The organism is Streptomyces sp. NBC_01006 (assembly GCF_045162725.1).
Lineage (GTDB): Bacteria > Actinomycetota > Actinomycetes > Streptomycetales > Streptomycetaceae > Streptomyces.
On the sequence record NZ_CP108701.1, the window covers coordinates 532,760 to 550,825 of the forward strand.

17 protein-coding genes and 2 pseudogenes are annotated in these 18,066 nt (G+C 71.2%); 12 read left to right on the forward strand and 7 right to left on the reverse strand.

The window, feature by feature from the left end; genetic code table 11:
- Window positions 1–123: 123 nt before the first annotated feature.
- The 6 genes and pseudogenes from OG509_RS42015 to OG509_RS42040 form a co-directional block, all read left to right on the forward strand.
- Window positions 124–591, forward strand: a complete 468-nt coding sequence (locus tag OG509_RS42015; RefSeq protein ID WP_331742681.1) for a DUF4258 domain-containing protein — start codon at window positions 124–126, stop codon at window positions 589–591.
- Window positions 592–682: 91 nt separating this feature from the next.
- Window positions 683–2,290, forward strand: coding sequence for a BTAD domain-containing putative transcriptional regulator (locus tag OG509_RS42020; RefSeq protein WP_331742684.1), 1,608 nt, complete (start codon window positions 683–685; stop codon window positions 2,288–2,290).
- 436 nt (window positions 2,291–2,726) lie between these two features.
- Complete coding sequence (locus tag OG509_RS42025) at window positions 2,727–5,594, forward strand: BTAD domain-containing putative transcriptional regulator (RefSeq protein WP_331742687.1); 2,868 nt, start codon at window positions 2,727–2,729, stop codon at window positions 5,592–5,594.
- A gap of 964 nt (window positions 5,595–6,558) precedes the next feature.
- Complete coding sequence (locus OG509_RS42030; RefSeq protein ID WP_331742690.1) at window positions 6,559–7,080, forward strand: biosynthetic peptidoglycan transglycosylase; 522 nt, start codon at window positions 6,559–6,561, stop codon at window positions 7,078–7,080.
- A gap of 366 nt (window positions 7,081–7,446) precedes the next feature.
- A complete protein-coding gene (locus tag OG509_RS42035) occupies window positions 7,447–8,415 on the forward strand; it encodes a penicillin-binding transpeptidase domain-containing protein (protein ID WP_331742693.1) in 969 nt (322 codons plus the stop codon).
- A gap of 284 nt (window positions 8,416–8,699) precedes the next feature.
- Window positions 8,700–8,896, forward strand: a pseudogene (locus OG509_RS42040) (DNA alkylation repair protein); the annotation flags it as partial.
- Between the two features lie 37 nt (window positions 8,897–8,933).
- Here OG509_RS42040 and OG509_RS42045 read toward each other — a convergent pair.
- The 3 genes and pseudogenes from OG509_RS42045 to OG509_RS42055 all read right to left on the reverse strand — a co-directional run bounded on the left by OG509_RS42045 (window position 8,934) and on the right by OG509_RS42055 (window position 11,380).
- Complete coding sequence (locus tag OG509_RS42045) at window positions 8,934–9,557, reverse strand: hypothetical protein (RefSeq protein WP_331742697.1); 624 nt, start codon at window positions 9,555–9,557, stop codon at window positions 8,934–8,936.
- A 499-nt stretch (window positions 9,558–10,056) separates the two neighbouring features.
- Window positions 10,057–10,626, reverse strand: a pseudogene (locus OG509_RS42050) (transposase); the annotation flags it as partial.
- A gap of 307 nt (window positions 10,627–10,933) precedes the next feature.
- Window positions 10,934–11,380: an Lrp/AsnC family transcriptional regulator gene (locus tag OG509_RS42055; protein WP_030873151.1), complete on the reverse strand. Its 447-nt coding sequence runs from the start codon at window positions 11,378–11,380 to the stop codon at window positions 10,934–10,936.
- A gap of 93 nt (window positions 11,381–11,473) precedes the next feature.
- Between OG509_RS42055 and OG509_RS42060 the strand changes: the two genes are divergently transcribed.
- Both OG509_RS42060 and OG509_RS42065 read left to right on the forward strand, forming a co-directional pair.
- Complete coding sequence (locus OG509_RS42060; protein WP_331742701.1) at window positions 11,474–12,292, forward strand: LLM class flavin-dependent oxidoreductase; 819 nt, start codon at window positions 11,474–11,476, stop codon at window positions 12,290–12,292.
- Window positions 12,289–12,723: a nucleoside deaminase gene (locus tag OG509_RS42065; protein WP_331742703.1), complete on the forward strand. Its 435-nt coding sequence runs from the start codon at window positions 12,289–12,291 to the stop codon at window positions 12,721–12,723. The genes OG509_RS42060 and OG509_RS42065 overlap by 4 nt, the downstream gene beginning before the upstream one ends.
- Before the next feature lie 926 nt (window positions 12,724–13,649).
- Here OG509_RS42065 and OG509_RS42070 read toward each other — a convergent pair.
- The 3 genes from OG509_RS42070 to OG509_RS42080 form a co-directional block, all read right to left on the reverse strand.
- A complete protein-coding gene (locus OG509_RS42070) occupies window positions 13,650–14,225 on the reverse strand; it encodes a hypothetical protein (RefSeq protein ID WP_331742705.1) in 576 nt (191 codons plus the stop codon).
- On the reverse strand, window positions 14,222–14,506 hold the full coding sequence (locus tag OG509_RS42075; protein WP_331742707.1) for a hypothetical protein: 285 nt from the start codon (window positions 14,504–14,506) through the stop codon (window positions 14,222–14,224). The genes OG509_RS42070 and OG509_RS42075 overlap by 4 nt, the downstream gene beginning before the upstream one ends.
- A gap of 167 nt (window positions 14,507–14,673) precedes the next feature.
- The gene (locus tag OG509_RS42080; RefSeq protein WP_331742709.1) at window positions 14,674–14,823 is read right to left on the reverse strand and encodes a hypothetical protein; all 150 of its coding nucleotides are present in this window, start codon (window positions 14,821–14,823) and stop codon (window positions 14,674–14,676) included.
- A 452-nt stretch (window positions 14,824–15,275) separates the two neighbouring features.
- Here OG509_RS42080 and OG509_RS42085 point away from each other — a divergent pair, with 452 nt between their 5' ends.
- The 4 genes from OG509_RS42085 to OG509_RS42100 all read left to right on the forward strand — a co-directional run bounded on the left by OG509_RS42085 (window position 15,276) and on the right by OG509_RS42100 (window position 17,637).
- Window positions 15,276–15,551, forward strand: a complete 276-nt coding sequence (locus tag OG509_RS42085; RefSeq protein ID WP_331742711.1) for a hypothetical protein — start codon at window positions 15,276–15,278, stop codon at window positions 15,549–15,551.
- Window positions 15,548–16,246 (forward strand): WYL domain-containing protein, encoded by a 699-nt coding sequence (locus OG509_RS42090; RefSeq protein ID WP_331742713.1) that lies wholly within the window; start codon window positions 15,548–15,550, stop codon window positions 16,244–16,246. Before OG509_RS42085 ends, OG509_RS42090 begins: the two co-directional genes overlap by 4 nt.
- Before the next feature lie 50 nt (window positions 16,247–16,296).
- Window positions 16,297–17,046, forward strand: coding sequence for a nuclear transport factor 2 family protein (locus OG509_RS42095; RefSeq protein WP_406187928.1), 750 nt, complete (start codon window positions 16,297–16,299; stop codon window positions 17,044–17,046).
- A 396-nt stretch (window positions 17,047–17,442) separates the two neighbouring features.
- Window positions 17,443–17,637 carry a hypothetical protein gene (locus OG509_RS42100; RefSeq protein ID WP_406187929.1) on the forward strand — a complete coding sequence of 65 codons (195 nt, stop codon included), beginning with the start codon at window positions 17,443–17,445 and terminating at the stop codon, window positions 17,635–17,637.
- Window positions 17,638–17,769: 132 nt separating this feature from the next.
- Here OG509_RS42100 and OG509_RS42105 read toward each other — a convergent pair whose 3' ends face one another.
- Window positions 17,770–17,949, reverse strand: coding sequence for a hypothetical protein (locus OG509_RS42105; protein ID WP_406187930.1), 180 nt, complete (start codon window positions 17,947–17,949; stop codon window positions 17,770–17,772).
- Window positions 17,950–18,066: the final 117 nt, after the last annotated feature.

Genomic DNA, 18,066 nt, shown 5'->3' on the forward strand with positions numbered 1-18,066 from the left:
ACGTCCATCACCTGTGATCACAGGATCGATCGCCTGCTCATCACGCGTGGACGGCCACCGGAGACATTCGTTTCAGGCGGCCGCAGGGCCGCGCACGTCACGGAACAAGGGAAGAAGCCCCCGATGATCAACTCGCAGCGCCTCCGGCTCGCGCTCGTCGCCCTCGCGGCCTCCGCGGCGGCGTTCACCACCGCCCCGGCCCAGGCGGCGACGCCCGCCCCGTCCCAGGTCCGGATCCAGGCCGCGACGACGGCCCAGGTCGCGGCCCTGGCAGACTCGCCGATCTCGGCGATGCGCTGCCGCGACGACGGCCAGGGCTGCCCCCCGCTCAAGAACGAGTGCGGCCGCGCCTTCGCCCCGACCACCATCGACGTATGGTCGAAGCACATCCTGACCCGGATGGGCGAGCGAAACATCACCGCGCAGCAGGTTCTGGAAGCCGTCCGTGAGGGCGCGGGCGACGCCTGGTGCCAGGTCGACGAGGGCACCTGGTACTACGAGCACGAGGTGAGCGGGCGCAACCTGGTGGCGGTTGTCGGCTGGGACAAGGCCACCAGGCAGGCTACGGGCGTCACCACTTACTGGAAGTGAGGGGAGTGGCCTGCCCGGCCGCGGTCCGGGCAGGCCACTGCCAAGCCGCCGAACACACCATCAGACCGCTCGGCACCGCGGAGGAGGCCGGATGCGAGGAGGAAACCCAGCCGCGCCCGACGGCGACGGCGCCCCTCTCTTCCGGCTGCTCGGGCCGGTCCGGGTGGGCCTGCCCGGTGCTCCAGCGGCCCGCCCCGGACCGCCGCGCCAGCAGGCGGTCCTGAGCGTCCTGCTCCTGCGGCGCCGCCGGCCGGTCACGGTGGCCGAACTCGTCGCCTCGGTCTGGGGTGACGACGCCCCGGCCAGCGCGGCCGGGAACCTGCGCACCTACACCTGGGCGCTGCGCACCCTCCTCGAACCCGGCCGCAGCGCCCGGGAGCCGGCCCGGATCCTGTTCGGCGACGAGCGCGGGTACGTCCTGCGCACCCCGGAGGAGTCGGTCGACGCCTGGCGGTTCGAGCAGCAGGCGGAGGCCGCGCGGCAGGCCCGCGAACGCGGCGACACCGCCGCCGAACACGCCCTGCTCGCCGACGCGCTCGCCCTGTGGTCCGGGGAGGCCCTGGCCGGTGTGCCGGGCCCGTTCGCCGAAGAGGAACGGGCCCGGCTGACCGCCCTGCGCACGACCGCCCGCAAGCGGCACACCGTCTGCGCCCTGCGCCTTGGCCTGCACCACACCGTGATTCCGGAACTGACCGCGCTCACCCGGGAATTCCCGCTCGACGAGGAACTGCGGGCCCTGCACATGCGGGCCCTGCACGGCTGCGGCCGGCAGGCTGAGGCGTTCACCGTCTTCGCCGACACGCACCGGATCCTGGGCGAGGAACTCGGCGTCGCCCCGTGCCCGGAACTGACGGCTCTTCACGCCCGACTGCTCGCCCACGACCCGCCACCCCTCGCCCCGGACCGGCCCCGCGCCCCTGCCCGGCCACAGGACCGAACGGGTTCCACGGACCAGGCGGAACGCGCCCTCGCCACGGCGAAGCGCGTCCTCACCGAGGGGGCGGAGCGCGGCGTCGTCCCCGTTCTGGCGATCACCGGGCCCGGCGGGGCGGACAAGACGGCACTGGCCGCGCGGATCGCCGACCTCGTCGCCGACCGCTTCCCCGACGGCCGGCTCTTCGCCGACCTGCGGACCTGGAGCCCGGCCCCGGCCGACCCCGGCCCAGTCCTGGCGCACCTCCTGCACACCCTTGAGGTCCCGGCGGCCCGGATTCCCGCCGACCCGGATCAGCGGGCCGCGCTCTACCGGTCGGCCCTCGCCGTACGGCGCGTACTCGTCGTCCTCGAAGGCGCCCGGTTCGCGGCGCAGGTCACACCTCTGCTGCCAGGCACTCCCGGCAGCGCCGTACTCCTCACCACCCGGTCCCGCGTCCTCGCACCCGCCCTGCCCGGCACGACGCACATCGAGCTCACCGCACACCCGCGCGCCGCAGACCCGTCCTGCGGCGAGGGCGCCGACGAATCGGATGTCGGCGCACCGGGTGCCGACATCCCCGGCCACGAGCACCTGTCGCCCGAACTGGCCCGCGCCGCCCGCCGGCTCACCCACCGCGGAGCCGGCCCCTTGTCCGTCGATGCCCTCGCGGCCGTACTGGGCACCGGCCGGGCCCACGCGGCCGGCATCGCGGAAGCCCTGGTGGACGCGGGGGTGCTCGACACCCCCGCCGCGGGCACCTACCGCCTGCCGATCCGGCCCTGAGGGACGGCGGCCGACCACCGTCCCGGTTTTCGTGACGCGGTCCGCAGTTTCGTCACGACCACCCGCCCGACGGCGTGCGCGCGCGGCTCGCGCTTCCGCTCACCCCACCCACACCCCTCGTACACCTCCCGCTCCCGTACCCACTCGATCCGCCCGTTCACGTGCTCGCCACCCCTTGGCTCCTAAAGGTGCATGGCATTCACATGATCCTTTGAGAGTGGGGTCACGCGCCGCAAGGCCTGGCAAGGTCGTTCCAGGCCCGGCGGTCCGGTTCCCCCAACCGGCCCGCCGCGCCGTGGAATCCGTCTGCCCTTCAACGGAGGTGACGCCGTGCGCACGATCGCCGCAGAGATCCCGACCGGACCGGTCCTGACCACCAGCCCCCTCCCGGGCTCCGCGGACGAACGGACACCCCGTCACAAGAAGGGAGTCCACCGTGACGAGCGCTGAGCCCGAACCGTTCTTCTCCGTGCTCGGAGCGGTCCAGGTGCGGCGGGGCCAGGAACAGCTTCCCCTCGGATCGCCGCAGCAGCGGGCGCTGCTCGCGATGCTCCTCCTGCGGCGCAACGACGTCGTGGACCTCGACGAGATCGTCGACGGCCTCTGGGGAGAGGAGCTGCCGCGCACGGCGGCGGGCACGGTCAGATCGCACGTCTACCGGCTCCGGTGCGCGCTCGGACCCCGGATCGAGACCCACGGCCAGGGTTACCTCCTGAACATCGCCCCCGGGGGACTGGACCTGGAGGTGTTCGACGAGCTGGTCGCCACGGCCCGCGCGTGCGCCGCCGCGGAGGAGACCGGCAAGGCGGCCGGTCTGCTGGCCCGGGCGCTCGGCCTGTGGCGGGGAGCTCCGCTCGCGGGGCTCCCCGGCCCGCACGCCGGGATCCACCGCGAACGACTGTCGGAACTGCGGCTGTCGGTGCTGCTGGAACGCATCGAGCTCGACCTGCGGCTGGGACGCCACTCCCGGCTCGTCCCCGAACTGACCAGGCTCTGCGCGGAACACCCCCTCCACGGCAGGCTGCGGGAACTGGCCGGACTCGCGCTGGCCCGCAGCGGCCGGAACGTCCCGACGGCGGGGGACGAAAAGGGCGCGCGCCCGCACCACGCGCCTGAGCCCCCACCCGCCGCCGAGGAACCCTCGCCCGGCGGGCCACCCGTCCGCCCGGACCCCGCCGCGCTGCCGGTACCGGCCCAGCTCCCCTTCTCACCGGACAACCTCATCGGCCGTACCGAGGCCGTACGGGACCTGCTCGACGCGCTGGCAACGCCCCGGGCCGCCGGATCCACCGCGGTCGCCGCGGTCACCGGCACCGGCGGCGTCGGGAAGAGCGCGCTCACCGTCCACGTCGCCCAGCGACTGCGGGACCGCTTCCCGGACGGGCAGCTGTACGCGAGCCTGCGCGGCACCGCGGCGGACCCCGCGGACCCCGGCTCGGTCCTGGCCGGCTTCCTCCAGGCGCTCGGGGCGCCGGCGCCGGCGATCCCGGACGGGGCGCAGGAGCGGGCCGCCCTCTTCCGCACGACCGTGGCCGACCGGCGGATCCTGCTGCTCCTGGACGACGCCCGGGATGCCGCCCAGGTCGAGGCACTGCTCCCGGGCTCGCCGACCTGCGCCGTGCTCGTCACCAGCCGTGACACGCTGGACGGGCTGCAGACCGTACGGCGCGTGCGCCTGGAGCCCCTGGCCGCCCCCGAAGGGCTGGCCGTGCTCCGCACCGTCCTGGGTCCGGAGCGGATCGCCGCCGAGCCCTTACAGGCGGCGGCCCTGGCCGAGCGGTGCGGCGGGCTGCCCCTGGCCCTGCGGCTGGCCGGCGCGCGGCTCGCGGCCAGGCCCTCCTGGTCCCTGTCCGACTTCGTCCGCCTGTTCGACGGCTGCCACCCCGCCTTCCCCGCACTGCCCCCGTTCTCCGTCTTCCCCGCACCGGCCGGAGGATCCCCGGACGGCATCACGGCGTGCGTCCGGCCCAGCTACGACCTGCTCGACGCCGACGAGGCCCGGCTGTTCCGGCTGCTGGCGCTCCCGCGCCGGGGCGCCACGGACGTCGCGGGGGCAGCCGCCCTCGGCGGGCTGCCACCGGCGCGTGCCGGGCAGTTCCTCGAGCGGCTGACCGGGCTCGGTCTGCTGGAGTCGCCCTGTCCCGGTGTCTACCGGCAGTATCCCCTGCTACGGATGTTCGCGGCCGAGCGCTCCCGTGAGCACGACCGCCCCGAGGAGCAGGCGGCGGCCATCACCCGCTTCCTCGACCACCTGCTCGCCGAGGCCCGCACCGTCCACGCCGCCGAGCGCCCGGGCCACCACGTCTCCGGCCTGCTCCCCCCGGACGGCTGCCCCGGCCGCCCCGACAGCCGCCGACGGCTGCTCGATCCCGACCACGACGGCGCACTCTCCGTCGCCGCGCAGGTCCTCGAAGTCGTGCCGTCGGCCGTCGCCGTGGCCGCCGACCTCGCGCTCGCCGTCGAACCGCTCCTGGAGGGCTCGTACCTGTGGGCCGAGTCCCTCGAACCGCTTCGCCGGATCGTGCGGACCGCGCAGGAGCAGGGGCACCTGCGGGCGGAGGGCCGCGCCGGCTACGTGCTCGGCAGCGCACTGGCCCAGCTGGGACGGCTGGACGAGGCGGACCGGATCCTGGACTCCGCCGAACACGCGGTACGGGCGGTACGGGACGACGCGGTGCACACCGGGATCCTCAACCGCCGGGCCCACGTGTGCCAGTACCGGGCGCACTGGCACCAGGCCGACGCCCTGCACCGTCAGGCCGTCGCCGCCGGCGAGGCGCAGGGCAGCGACTGGGCCTGCCGCAACGCCCGCGCGAGCAGCGTCAGCACGCTGCTGCGCCTCAGCCGGCGCGACGAGGCCACCGAGATCAGCCGGACCACCCTCGCGTCCGCCGTCGACGCGGGGGACCAGGGTGGCGAGGCATACGCCCTCTACAACCTGGGACTCACGGCCCGCCACCTCGGCCGCATCGACGAGGCCGTGGCCCGGCACCGGCAGAGCGCCGAACTGGGAGCGCGACACGGCTCTCCCGCGATGGAGGCGATGAACCTGGTGTCGGAAACGGCCGCCCAACTGGCCGGGATGCGCCTGCCGGAAGCCGTGGACTGCGGCGAACGCGCGGTGGCGGCGACCCGTCGCCTCGGCTGGCACACCGCCGAGGCCCGGGCCCTGCGCCTCGTGGGCACCGCCCTGACGGCAGCCGGCGACCGCGAACGCGCCACGGCCCACCTGGCCCAGGCCGCCGAAGCCCTCACCCTCACAGACCTCCCCCAGCACCCACACGCCGTTCCTGGGGACTGTTGAACGAGAGCCACCGCGCCTGCCAACTGCGACGTATGGCCTGTCCCATGATCGATGATCGGCACTGAGCTTTCAGCAGTTGCTGGAGTTGCTGGAGCGCTACTGCCCGAGGTCCGGCCGGCCGCCGCGATCGGCTGGTTCTGCCTCACCGACGTACCTGCCCCCGACGACTTGAGCGCCGCCGTCGACGGCCTCGCCACCGACGAGTGCAACCCACGCCATGGACGTCCTGCCCTGGATGGCCGCCGCCGGCGGAGCCGGCGAGACGGGCTGCGGCGCTGCATCCGAGTGATGCTCCACCCCGAACAGTCCGATCCTGCGGAGTGCGACGACCCGTGGGCCCCGCGCCGCTGACGGCGAGAGCAAGCCACCAGCGCGCCCCGGCTCGCTGGCCGCAGTGGGCAGCGAGGGGCGTTCAGATCCAGTTGCGGGCGATCGCGCAGCAGGTCGGCCGGATCGTCACCGGTCCGGTCACCCGGATCGCGCCGGTCCGGCACCTTCGTCCGCCTCTGCCGGGGCCCCACCCGGCCGGAGCGGTCGGCGGTGAGCCGGGTGGCGCCGTTTGCCGGGGCGACCACCGGTGATCGATCGTCCGTACGAGTTCCTTTGGCCGGCCCCTGGCCCTGGTGGCATGAGATGACTTCTCAAGCCCCGTGCCGCGTATGAAGATTTCATGAAGGGCCCAACCTCGAACACGATGTGATCATCTTCCAAGCCGAGTCCGTCATCGCCCCCGAGGTGACGGCTCGCGATCGAGGAGGTTGGCAACCCCATGAGGCTGCCCCGCAAACGCCGCGCGGCTCTCACCGGCAGTCCGGACGACACGGAAAGCCCGGAGAAGGCGGCAGGTCCGAGACGCACACGGCGCCGTGCGGGCCGAGTGAAGAGCCGTAGGAGAGCCGCCCGCACGGCACGTCGCCGTCTCGTCGACTTCCCCAGGCACGGTCGGCGGGGCTGGCGGCGCTGGATGCCCTCCTGGAAACTGACCTCCGGCTTGTTCCTGCTCTTCGTCGGCTCCCTCGCCGGCCTCTTGGGCACCGTCTACGTACAGGTCCAGATCCCGGACCCGCACGATTCCGCGCGCCGGCAGGCCACCGTCTACTACTGGGCGGACGGCAGCCGGATGGTGAGCGTCGGCGATGTGAACCGGCAGGACGTGAAGCTTTCCCAGGTGCCCGATTCCGTCCAGCGCGCCGTCATCGCGGCGGAGAACGCGGATTTCTACAGGGACTCGGGCGTCTCCGTGACGGGCATCGGCCGCGCCGCCGTCAACATCGTCAAGGGCGAGGAGACCCAGGGCGGCTCGACGATCACCCAGCAGTACGTGAAGAACACCTATCTGAGCCAGGACCAGACCGTCGAGCGAAAGATCAAGGAACTCTTCCTCTCCCTGAAGGTCAGCAACCAGCGGCCCAAGACGGAGATTTTTGAGGGGTACCTCAACACTTCCTGGTTCGGCCGCGACGCGTACGGCGTCCAGGCGGCCTAGTACGCGTACTACGGCATCCCCGCCAAGGAGCTGAACCCCAGTCAGGGCGCCCTGCTGGCCGCTGTCCTCAAAGGCGCGGAGAGCTTCGACCCGTCCCTCAGCGCCGACAACCATCAACGCGCGGAGGACCGCTGGAGCTGGATTCTGGACCGTCAGGTCGACACGGCTTCGCTGAGCGCCGAGGAACGCGCGAAGTACACGGAATTCCCAGAGCCGAAGCCTCCTGTCAAGCCGACCAGCCAGGCTGGGCAGATCGGCTACCTCGTCGACATCGCCAATAAGTACCTCAAGAGCCGCAGCGGCATCACGGGCAAGGATCTGGCCAGTGGTGGCTACAGCGTCCACACCACCTTCGAGAAGGACAAGGTGCTCGCGCTGGCCAAGGCCGTCGAGCAGGTACGTGCGGACCGACTGGACCCGAAGAAGCGCGCGGAGGACGAATACGTGCAGGTCGGCGCGGCCTCGATACGCCCCGAGGACGGAGCGATCGTCGCGGTCTACGGCGGCTCCGATGCGATCGAACACTTCAGCAACAACGCGGACACCTCAGGCGTCCCTGCAGCCTCGGCGTTCAAACCCTTCGTGTACGCCGCCGCCCTGGAGAAGGACCTCGAAGGCAGGGAACGCTCCGCCGAGGGCGCTTCCCCGGCTCCCCTGCAACCCATGCCGGTACGGGCGTCCATGGCATCCATGAACCTCGACTCGGCGTTGGTGGCCTCCGATCACACGCCGTTCGTGGAGATCGGCAAGAAGATCGGCCTGGACAAGGTCAAAGAAGTCGCGGTCGCGTCGGGACTGCGTGCGGAGAGCATGGCCAAGCTGGAGCCGACCTTCTCCATCGGCACCTCCACCCCCAGCGCCGTCCGGCTGGCCAGCGCCTATACGACCTTCGTCAACCAGGGCCGGGCCACCGAACCCTACTCGGTGTCCAGGGTCGAGCGGAACGGCGTCACGGTGAACGACTTGGGTCGGCCCAAACCGCGGCGGGCCATGAGCTCCGAGGCGGCCTCGATCGTCGGCGCGGCGCTCCGCCAGGTGAGCGGGAGCACCGTCGGACCGCCGAACGGCCGGCCGACCGCCCCGTCCTGGGCAGGGAAGACCGGTCCGAACGACCGTATGAATTCGGCCTGGTTCATCGGTGCGACGCCGGACCTGAGCACTTCGGTCGCGATGTTCCGCACGAAGCCCGACGTCCCGCAACTGCTGCCCATGCAGGGTGTGGGAGGCCCTGACTCCGAGCGGGGCAGCGCCCTCCCGCCGCTGATCTGGAAGGCCTACAACGCGGCGGTACCCGCGCCACCGCCCCCGGCGGACGTCCCGCAGAACCGCCCGTGACGCTCTGCGGCGTCGGTCCGGGGCACGACCGACACGATCCCGCCCCGGACCGACGGGTCACCGCACAGCGCCGGGACCGGCCGCCTTCCGGGTCCGTTGCCGAAGCTGCGGGCCCGCATCACGGCCGTCCTGCTCCGTACGACCTGGGCCGTGCTGTTCGCTCGCGACCGGCTCCCGTGGACTCCGTAAAAGTACGAGGCTCGGCTCGGCTCGGTAGTAATCCCCCCGTCAAGACTTGAACGGCACTCCTCGCCAGGCACGTTCTCCATCGGACCCGGAGGCCAGATGTCCCGGACTGTACCCGGTGGGCGATGAACTGCTGCCTGGCCCGGATCGGGATCGATCACCCTGAGCACCGTGCCCGGGTCGGCGACATCGGCGAGCGCCTGGAGATGGTCGAGGACTAGCCGACTTCGCCGGGCTGCACAGGTCTCCGTTCGCACCCGTCTGGATCACTGAGATGGTGCGACGCCAGGGCGAGAGGCAGGGGCCGCCATCTGGTGCGGGAGTGACGGCCCTCATCGGCTCAGTGCAGCTTGTTCACCGCGGTCCGCAGGGTCTTCTTCCATTCGGCCACGGGCGGATCGCCCCAGTAGCTCTGCCAGGACCAGCGTGACCGTGTCGCCGTCGCGGCCCACGCCCCACAGGTAGTTGAAGCCGGGGCGTTCGGGAGTGTTGGCGTTGAAGGTGTACATCCCTTGGAGGGCGGCGCCCTCCTCGGCGTCCACCGTGCCGTGGTCGTAGTAGGTCGCGGTCACGCCGGGGGGCTGCGGGGCGTTAGCGCAGTCGAGGTAGTCCTGCCGGGCTTTGGCCGCGAACGCGCTGGCCTCGGCCTCCGTGGCGAACACCGCGACCTTCTGCTGGGCGAACGCGGTCTCCGCGGTGGTGAAGTCCCGGTTCCAGACGTTCACCACGGCCGGCTCCGCCGGCCAGCCCGCCGGGCAGACGTACTCGTCGCCCCAACCCCGTACGACCGGGTTGGCGCGCCACGACTCGGTCTTCGGCAGATCGGAGATGTACAGGGTCCCCGGCCTCGCCCGCCACTGGTCGGCAGCCGTCGCCGGACCCGACGCCACTGCGACCGCCAGCACTGCGGCCCCCAGCACGATGCCGCCCCCGCGCAGCCGTGTGCGTACCCTCATGGTTTCCCCTCCCCCCTGTGCGTCTCGATCGTGATGTCCCGCCCTGGCCGGGACGGGACTCCGCTCCAGAGTGGGGCGCCCGTGCACGCACGGCTGGATCCTCGATCACAATGACCGAAATCGGCTGCCGTTGACCGAAAACGACAAACGGCACAAAGGGGTGCCGCGCCCTCCGGGCAGCGCGAACCCGTGACGGGGAACCGGTCGCCGCCACTCTTCGTGGTGGCTTGCCGGGCCGTTCGCGGGGAACCACCATGACCAGGGCTCTTGGGGCGGATCCCAGTTCACCTCGACGTCGGTGTCGTGGAAGTCGCGAGCGAGTTCCGTCACCATCGCTGCCGCCGCGGCCCGCGCGTCTTATGGGTCGGTGTTGATCGGCACGTCCAGGCGCCCGCAGAGCATTCGGCCTCCATGGTGAGGACGCTGGTGCGCCAGCCCTCTGGTCGCCAGCAGGACGATCCCCTTCGGACGGCCCCAGACGGGCCGCTGCTTCTCGTCGGACGTCGTAGCGGGTGGCGGGCCGCCGGTTCTTCGAGCCGAGCGGACGGCCGGGGCCGGGTCGTGTGGGTTTCGGTGCACGGGCCGGCCTGCCCGTCTTCGTACGCAGGTTTCTGACCCCCCGGCGAAATCGGGCGGGGGTGAGTGTGTTCGGTTCCGCTGGCCGCTCTCACGGCCGGCGCGGATCCCGTGCGAGTGGGCGAGCCAGCCGGAGCTGAGCGTGCGCGGCAAGGACGAGCCATGTCGAGCAGTCAGCGGCCGCCGGGTCCCGCGGCTTCGGCCGCGTCCAGACGAGGGTCTGCTCGGGGGGCCGGAAGGTGTGCTCCACGTCGAAGCGGCGGAGAAGGGACGGCCAGCACCGGTCGGCGTCCTCGGCGTCGGCCCGGTGCCAGGTCACCACGGCCAGACGGGCTTGGTTCACCCCGCCGCTGGGCAGCTTCGCGACCGACAACCGGATCACGGCGTCCTCGATGATCGGAAGCGGTCCCTCGTGTTCGATCCTCGCAGCCCGGCGGGTCAGCCGGGGATGCAGCTGGTCCCAGGCCTGCGCGGTCGCGGACCCGTACCTGCTGCCATCCCTGGACGACTCGGCGCCACCGATCGTGTCCATCGGCGCCCCGGTGTCGCATCGCCGTCGCCGCCTCGTCCCCGGTCACTCCCACGCCGTCCTCCGCGCGGCCCTCGCCGATCCCCGCCCCCACCGGCCTGCCCTTGGTCAACGCCGCGTCGCAGCTGTGCGTCGGCCTCGCCGGCGGCGGCTCCGAGGGGTCGTTGGAGCTCCAGCCGTGCAGCCGAAGACCGATTCCCCGCGTCGCGGCTCGGACCTGGTACAGCTGCCCGACTACTACAACTCCGTCCGGCTCCGCCGACCGCCGCCCTCAGGGCCGGTCGGGTCCGCGATAGGGCAGCGTCTGGCTGTAGACGACGCTGGTGGTCGTACTGCCGAAGCCGGCCAGCTCGTCCATCAGCGTCTCCAGATGTTCCATGGAGGTCGCGGCCACCTTCAGGGTGTAGCAGTCGTCTCCGGTGGTGCGCAGGCACTCCAGGATCTCCCGCCGGTCGGCGAGCAGCCGGCGCAGCGGCTGGTGGCGGTTGCCCGGGTACTTCAACCGGACGACGGCGAGCACGGGATAGCCGACCTTGGCCAGGTCGACCACGGCGCGGTAGCCGGTGACGACGCCCGACGCCTCGAGCTGGCGCACCCGTTCCGTGGTGGCCGACGAGCCGAGATTCACGCGCCGCCCCAACTCGCTGAGGGAGATGCGCGCGTCCCGTTGCAACTCGTCGATGATCGCCCAGTCGATGTCATCAAGATTCCCGGCCATACCGCGAGCCTACCGGGAAAGTCATGGGTGAATGGCTGCTTGGCCGGGAGAAACGTCTTTCAGATTTCTTGATCACCGAGATAGCCTCCGATCATGCAACTTGGCGTGAACGTACCGAACTTCGGGCCCGGAACCACTCCTGGTGTGCTGAGCGAATGGGCGCGGATCGTGGAAGGGCTCGGCTTCGACCTCCTCATGGTGTCGGACCACGTGGCCGTCACCCCGGACGTGGCCGCGCGCTATCCGGCACCCTTCCACGAACCGTTCACCACCCTGTCCTGGCTGGCCGGCATGACCACCAGCGTGCGGCTGGGCACGACCGTGCTCGTGCTGCCCTACCGGCATCCGCTGCTGGTGGCGCGCATGGCCACCAACCTCAACGAGCTCAGCGGCGGCAGGCTCGTGCTCGGGGTGGGAGTCGGCTGGGCGCGTCAGGAATTCGAAGCGCTCGGCGTGCCGTTCAGTGCGCGCGGCAGACTGACCGACGAGCACCTGGTCGCCCTACGGAAGGCCTGGAGCGAGGAGGGCGGCGGGCACGCCGCCCCGATTCCCGTCTGGGTCGGCGGCAACAGCGAGGCGGGAATCCGGCGTGCCATCGAGTTCGGCGATGCCTGGCATCCGCTGCGGGGAACCCTCCCCTGGATGCGTTCGGTCGTGACGAACCACTCGTTGCCGGCGTTCGCGCCCCGCATCGCCCTGCGGCTGACCACCGCACCGGTGAGCGACCCCGAGCGGCTCGCGGGCACCGGCACCCTCGAGCAGATCCTCGACGATCTCGACCAGCTCGAGCGCCTCGGAGCCGACACCGTCGTGCTGGACCCGTACCACGGAGATCCGCAGGAGACCCGTCGGCCCCACGAGGCCTGGCAGGCACTCACGGCCGTGGCGACACACTGGAGGACAACCTCATGATCACCCCTGCCGACGAGGCGCTCCTGCGGCGGGCCGTCGCCATCGCGGCCCATGCCGTCACCCTGGGCGACGCGCCGTACGGCTCCCTGCTGGCCGGCCCGGACGGAGCGGTTCTCGCCGAGGCCCACAACACGGTGCGACGTGACGACGACATCACCGCCCACCCGGAACTGAAACTCTCGCGCTGGGCGGCCCGCGAACTCGACCACGACACGGCCGCACGCACCACTCTGTACACCAGCTGCCAGCCGTGCGGCATGTGCGCCGGCGCCATCGTCCGCTCCGGACTCGGACGCGTGGTCTACGCACTCTCCACGGCGCAACTCGTGGAACTCAACCCGGAGTCGGGCGCATGGCCGACGGTGGCGCAGGACGGCCCGGCCCTGTTCGACGAGGCACGCGCCCCCATCGACGCCTACTACCGGCCCTGACCGCGAGGGCCGGCCACCGATGCCGACCGAAGCGCCGCCACGCCTCCGGCGGCGTCCAGCAGCCGGGGCCGCCGCCGCGCCAGTCCACCAGCGCGGGTCCGTGAGGATCGCTTCCGGCGCCCGTGTCCAGTGCCTGGCCAGCACGGCGCGGATCTTCGGGTCGGAATCGGAGGCAAGGCGGGCCCGAAGATCGGGAGGCGTGCCATGGCTCTGGGCCAGGGACCCGCGGACCTGCGGATCGGGATCGCCGATGAGCTGCTCCAGCATCTCCCGCGGCGCGGTCTCGGAACGAACGACGAGCGCGGACCGCACCGCCTTGTCCCCATGGCCGGCCAGCCCGGATACGGAACCGGTCGGGCAGCCGGTCATTGAGGGCGAGACTGTGCAGGAGCCGGTGATCGTCGATGGCGATGATCTCAGCGATCATGTCCTCGGTAAGTCTGGACGTGTCGCCACATTCCCGTGCCCGCGCCGCCACCCGAACAGCCTCCGGATCAAGGGAGCCGGCAGAGCGGAGTTCACCGCCAGCCCGTCCACCACCTTGTCCATGTGGACCGGAAACGGGGCGTCAGAATCCATGCGGCCACCATGCCAGGAGCGCTGCGCATGCAACACCGTCGATCTGCGGCAGGCACCCATCCGGTGACGCTGCGGCTGCGCGTGGTGTCTCCCGGCGGACGCGAAGAGCTCTGCGCAAGGCGCTCATCGCCGCCCTGTGCCCGGAGGGAGCGGCCCTCCATACCTGCCGGGTCCCGTGGTCGGCCTACTGAGACGGTCCGGCGGCGGACCCGGAAGCGGGCGTCGTCACGTGGTCGGGAGCTTGGTTCGCGCAGATCATCCGGAAGGCGGCGTTCTCGCCGCAGCGGCGCTCGATCGCCTTGGTCATGAACCGGGCGAGGTGGTCCTCGGGCAGCCAGTCGCTCAGGTCAGGGGGCTGCAGAAGCGGCTGGTCTCGATCGCATGTGAGGAAGATCCGTGGCATGCCCAGACGGCCCAAAACGGCCCGGTTCGTGGCACGTTCGCGTGACCCGCAGGGTCAGTGCGGTGGCGGCGGCCAGGCCCACCAGCGCGATGCCCGTACCGGACAGGCGCAGTGCCCCGACCGCGCCGAGGCCGGCCACCAGCGGTCCTCCGAGTGCGGTGCCCAGTGGTACCGACAGCACCCGGACGGCAGAACTCGCCGCGAGGACCTGGGGCAGCAGCGCGCTGGGCGCCGAGCGTTGGAAGAGGGCGGTGGACAGCGACGAGTAGGGCGGCCAGAGCAGCCCGGCCATCCCGAATCGGACGAGAGACATGGCCGTCGGGGCACCCAGGCCCAGGGGGAGCATCAGCGCACCGAAGCCGATGACGATGCCGACCGTCGTGGGCCAACAACCGACGACATCGACGTGGCGGTGCCGCAGGGCCCGGTCGACCTCGGCGAGGGTGGAACCGATGCCGATGCCGATGCCGTGCAGGCGCCCGGTCGTGATGAAGGAGGCGAGGAATTCGATGCCGGTCACGGCCAGTTCTCCAGTTTGTCGATCAGGGCCTGCATCTCCGCGGAGCGGTTCTGCGAGTTGCCCCGGTTGTGGGTGTCCATGTGTTCCTTGGCCGACTTCGCCCTGGCCAGGAGGTATGCGCGCAGCTTGCGGTCGTTGTTCACCGCGTCCACGGCCTGCTGGACGCTCTTGTCCGAGGCCCAGCCGTCCTCCGGCCGAATGGGGGCGCCCTGGATGGTGCCGTCCTTTGCCCCGGCGAGGACGGCCGACGCGGCCGTCCGACGTGTACGTTTCCCAGCCATGCTCTTCCTCGGCCATCGCGTCGGGCGCCGCCACGGCGCAGGGGTCAATCACGGCGAATGAGATGAAACCGTCCCCAGGGTCAAAGTCTCCGAAATCGATGGCCACTGAGCTTGTGCCTCCAACGGTCCTGAGGCCCGGGCCCGGCAGACGGAGGGAAGGGCAATGCTCACTGTCGCGGGGATTTCCTGTGCTCCTTGACGGTGACTGCGACGGCCACCGTGATGATGATCACGATTCCGCAGAGCAGGAGTGCGCCGAATAGGCAGGCGAGCATGCGGGCTGCTGCCCAGACCAAGTCTTCTTCTGTGAATGTCATGGCGGTTCCTGCCGGGAGTGAGGCTGCCTTGTGGTCCGGCGAGTCTGCCCGGCGGCGTGAGGCGTCTGCCCGGCCGTTACCGAACCGGTCCCGGCGACAAGCGGGTCAAGCGCATCGTCGTCCAGTTCAACTCCCTCCACTCATCTGGGTGTTGAGGCGTGCCGGGCGGGAGGCCGGGCATCGGTCAGCCCCGCACATGCGGCCCGAAACCCCCGCGGGACACCACCCCGCACGCTCCCGCCGACCCCGCCGCCTTCGGCGGTCCGGCGATACACGCCCTCGTGTGTCGGATGAGTAGGGGGAGTGGATCGCCCGTTCCTAACGTTCAGGTCATGCCCCGGTCGCACACGGATGGGGCGGAAACGGACGGGGAAGGGACGTGAGATGCAGACGGTGGAGCGGGACGCGACGAGCGCGGAGACACCCCCCCCGGAAGAACCGGGGTCCGGGCGGTGCCCGACGTCCACCTCGGCGAGGCCCACCTGGCCGCGGCGCGGGCCGTGCTGGACGAAGCGGTGGGCCGGGACAACATCCGGCTCGCCTTCGTCAGTGGATCGCTGGCAGCGGGCCTGGGGCACGGCCTGTCGGACATCGACCTCTACGTGACGACGACCGACGACGCCCCCGCACCCCGAAGTGTCGTACGAACGCGAGGGTTTCGTCGTACAGCTCACGCCGGTGTCGCACGCGGAGCTCGACTCGGCGGCGGCGGTAGGCTGGGGCAGTGAACCGCACCGATCGCCTGTATGCGCTGGTCGAGGAGCTTCGAGCAGTAGCGCCCCGGCCGCGCAGTGCTCCGTGGCTGGCACGGCGGTTCGAGGTCAGTGTGCGCACCGTAGAGCGGGATCTCGAAGCGTTGAGGCAGTCGGGCCTGCCGATCCGCAGTGACTCCGGTCGGGCTGGTGGATACAGCCTGGACCGGGACCGTACGCTGCCGCCCGTGACACTCAGCGCCTCTGAGGCCCTCGCCGTCAGCGTCGCGCTTCGCACAGCGGCGTCCACGCCGTTCGCGGCAGCTGCACACCGCGCCGGTCAGAAGGTGCTGGCAGTGCTGCCCGCCGACGTGCGACAGCGGGAGGCAACGCTCGCGCGGATGGTGTACCGGGTCGGGGACCACGAGCCTGGCCAGAGCGGCAAGTTGAGCGAGATCATCGTCGAGGCAGTGGTCTCCGGACATGTCCTGCACCTCACCTATACCGACCCTTCTGGCGCGGCAACAACCCGCGACGTCGAGCCGTTGGGCCTCCTGTGGGGACCCAGTGGCTGGTATCTGGCGGCGTGGTGCCGGCTGCGGTCAGCGGTCCGAGGCTTTCAGCTCGACCGGATCACCTCGTTGGAACCGTCGGACGAACGAGTGGCGTCCCGGGAACCGCAGTGGAGGGCCGAGTTGAAGCGCTTGGACGCCGAACCTTTCGCGCTGTGATCTGAAACACCGACAGGACGGTGTCGCGAGGGGCCGCAATGCTGTTCACCATGGACAACGAGAAGCGCATGATCACGTGGTGCCGCATGTGGAACGAGGACCCCTCCCTGGCGTACGGCCTGATGTCCGACGATTGCGTGCAGTGGTCGGATCACGGAGCCGGCCTGGACACGGTGGTCGGCCCGCACGAGCAGGAACAGTTCGTTACCGGGTACCGCGCGCGCCACGTGAACGTCTTCAGCCCGCGGGTACTCGTCGACGCCGGTGACCGATTCGCCTACCTGTGGGATGTGAGGAAGGCCGACGGTCAGGTACTGACCGGCATCGACGTCAACATTCTCACGGACGACCGCATACGGGAGAACTGGACGTTCGTGGCGGAGCGGCGTTGTGAACAATCCGATCCAGAACCCGATGCGGCCCATCGGACCGACCCTGCCACGATCGAGGACCTGTGCCACCACTGGGTTCGGCTTCGCAACGGCCGGGCCGAGCTGGCCACGGACGTGGTGACGGACGACTTCGACCTGTTCTCGGGCGCCGGACCGGCGGGCGATGCGCACGGCCCCTCAGAGTTGGCCGACCTGATCGAGCGACAGGCCAAGACCAACGACCCGCCCGCCATCACGATCCACCGGCAGCCCGTCGTCGACCCCGCGCGAAGGTACGTAGCGTTTCTCTGGACGGCCGAAACCAGGGCTGACGGTACCTCTGTCGGCGGCGTCGACCTCCTGACAGTGCGCTCCGGCCGGTTCGCACGCGCGTGGTCGCTGACGGGGACTCGTCCATTCCGGTACTGAAGCCAGTGCCCACGCCACCTGGTGGACGCAATATCGGTGGTCGCGTCCGTGTGTCCGTTTCGGCCCCGTAGGCGTGGATGCCGACCCAAGTTGGTGGTGAGTTGCGAATACCGCCACCGCCCAGACGCTCGGCGTAGTGGGTGCCGAAGGAGATGGCGAGCGCGGCCGCGGCGGCGACCGGGTGGACCCGGATGCCGAGCGCGCGGGCGCCGAGCCCGGCGACGACCGCCTGCGTGGCCACATAGATCAGGCAGTGGTGCAGGCACGCGGCACGGCCGCTGCGTTGGCAAGACCCTGGCGGAGGAGCAGCAGCGGCTGGGAGCACTGGCCGGTGGGACGCGGACCTGGCTGTGGGCAGACTGGGTCCGGTACTACCGGGACCACCCGATCACGGGCGTGGTCACGCGCACACTGGCCTGGGAGTACCGGCTCCCGAACGAGACCGCATACCGCACCCTGCATCCGGACTTCTACGCCGTGTCGGCGGCCGGCGTGCCGGCCGCGACGGAGATACGGCGGCGCCCCGACGAAGGCGCCGTGTCCGAGTCCGCGGCGGGGTGTGCGAACGGGCGCGTTGGTGGCACGAGGTAGGCGTCAGCCAGGTTGAGGCGGTTGTCCCTGTTCGCACCCCGCAGCGGTTCCGATCACGGCTGTCACCGAGCGACAAGGCTGCTGCCGCAAGGCGCCTCTTGAGAAGTGGCCGGCTGCCATGTGCGTGGCCGTTCACACAAGGGAACCGGAGTATCCGATACCGCCGAGGTCGGCCTCAGTCGCCTGGGACACGCCTCGGGCCTCCGCGCCCGACAGCGCCCCGGCCGCCGCCGGCAGACCCTCCTCGCGCCGCTGCTTGATCTCGGCAGCCTTCCAGGCGGAGGCCCGCGCGTTCTTCAGCCACATGCCCACCGCCGCGTCCTGGACGTTGGCGTCCAGCGGGGCCAGGAGGTGGCCGTGTTCGGCGGCCCAACGCCGCTCAGGTGGGGTGCACGTCCTGCTGGCGGAGAGCAGGCCAGGTCGTTCACG

Excerpts from the sequence above, each read along its gene's own strand:
- OG509_RS42015 (WP_331742681.1), top strand. The coding sequence starts at position 124 with ATGATCAACTCGCAGCGCCTCCGGCTCGCGCTCGTCGCCCTCGCGGCC.
- OG509_RS42020 (WP_331742684.1), top strand. The coding sequence starts at position 683 with ATGCGAGGAGGAAACCCAGCCGCGCCCGACGGCGACGGCGCCCCTCTC.
- OG509_RS42030 (WP_331742690.1), top strand. The coding sequence starts at position 6,559 with ATGCCCTCCTGGAAACTGACCTCCGGCTTGTTCCTGCTCTTCGTCGGC.
- OG509_RS42045 (WP_331742697.1), bottom strand. The coding sequence starts at position 9,557 with ATGAGGGTACGCACACGGCTGCGCGGGGGCGGCATCGTGCTGGGGGCC.
- OG509_RS42055 (WP_030873151.1), bottom strand. The coding sequence starts at position 11,380 with ATGGCCGGGAATCTTGATGACATCGACTGGGCGATCATCGACGAGTTG.
- OG509_RS42060 (WP_331742701.1), top strand. The coding sequence starts at position 11,474 with ATGCAACTTGGCGTGAACGTACCGAACTTCGGGCCCGGAACCACTCCT.
- OG509_RS42065 (WP_331742703.1), top strand. The coding sequence starts at position 12,289 with ATGATCACCCCTGCCGACGAGGCGCTCCTGCGGCGGGCCGTCGCCATC.
- OG509_RS42075 (WP_331742707.1), bottom strand. The coding sequence starts at position 14,506 with ATGGCTGGGAAACGTACACGTCGGACGGCCGCGTCGGCCGTCCTCGCC.
- OG509_RS42080 (WP_331742709.1), bottom strand. The coding sequence starts at position 14,823 with ATGACATTCACAGAAGAAGACTTGGTCTGGGCAGCAGCCCGCATGCTC.
- OG509_RS42095 (WP_406187928.1), top strand. The coding sequence starts at position 16,297 with ATGGACAACGAGAAGCGCATGATCACGTGGTGCCGCATGTGGAACGAG.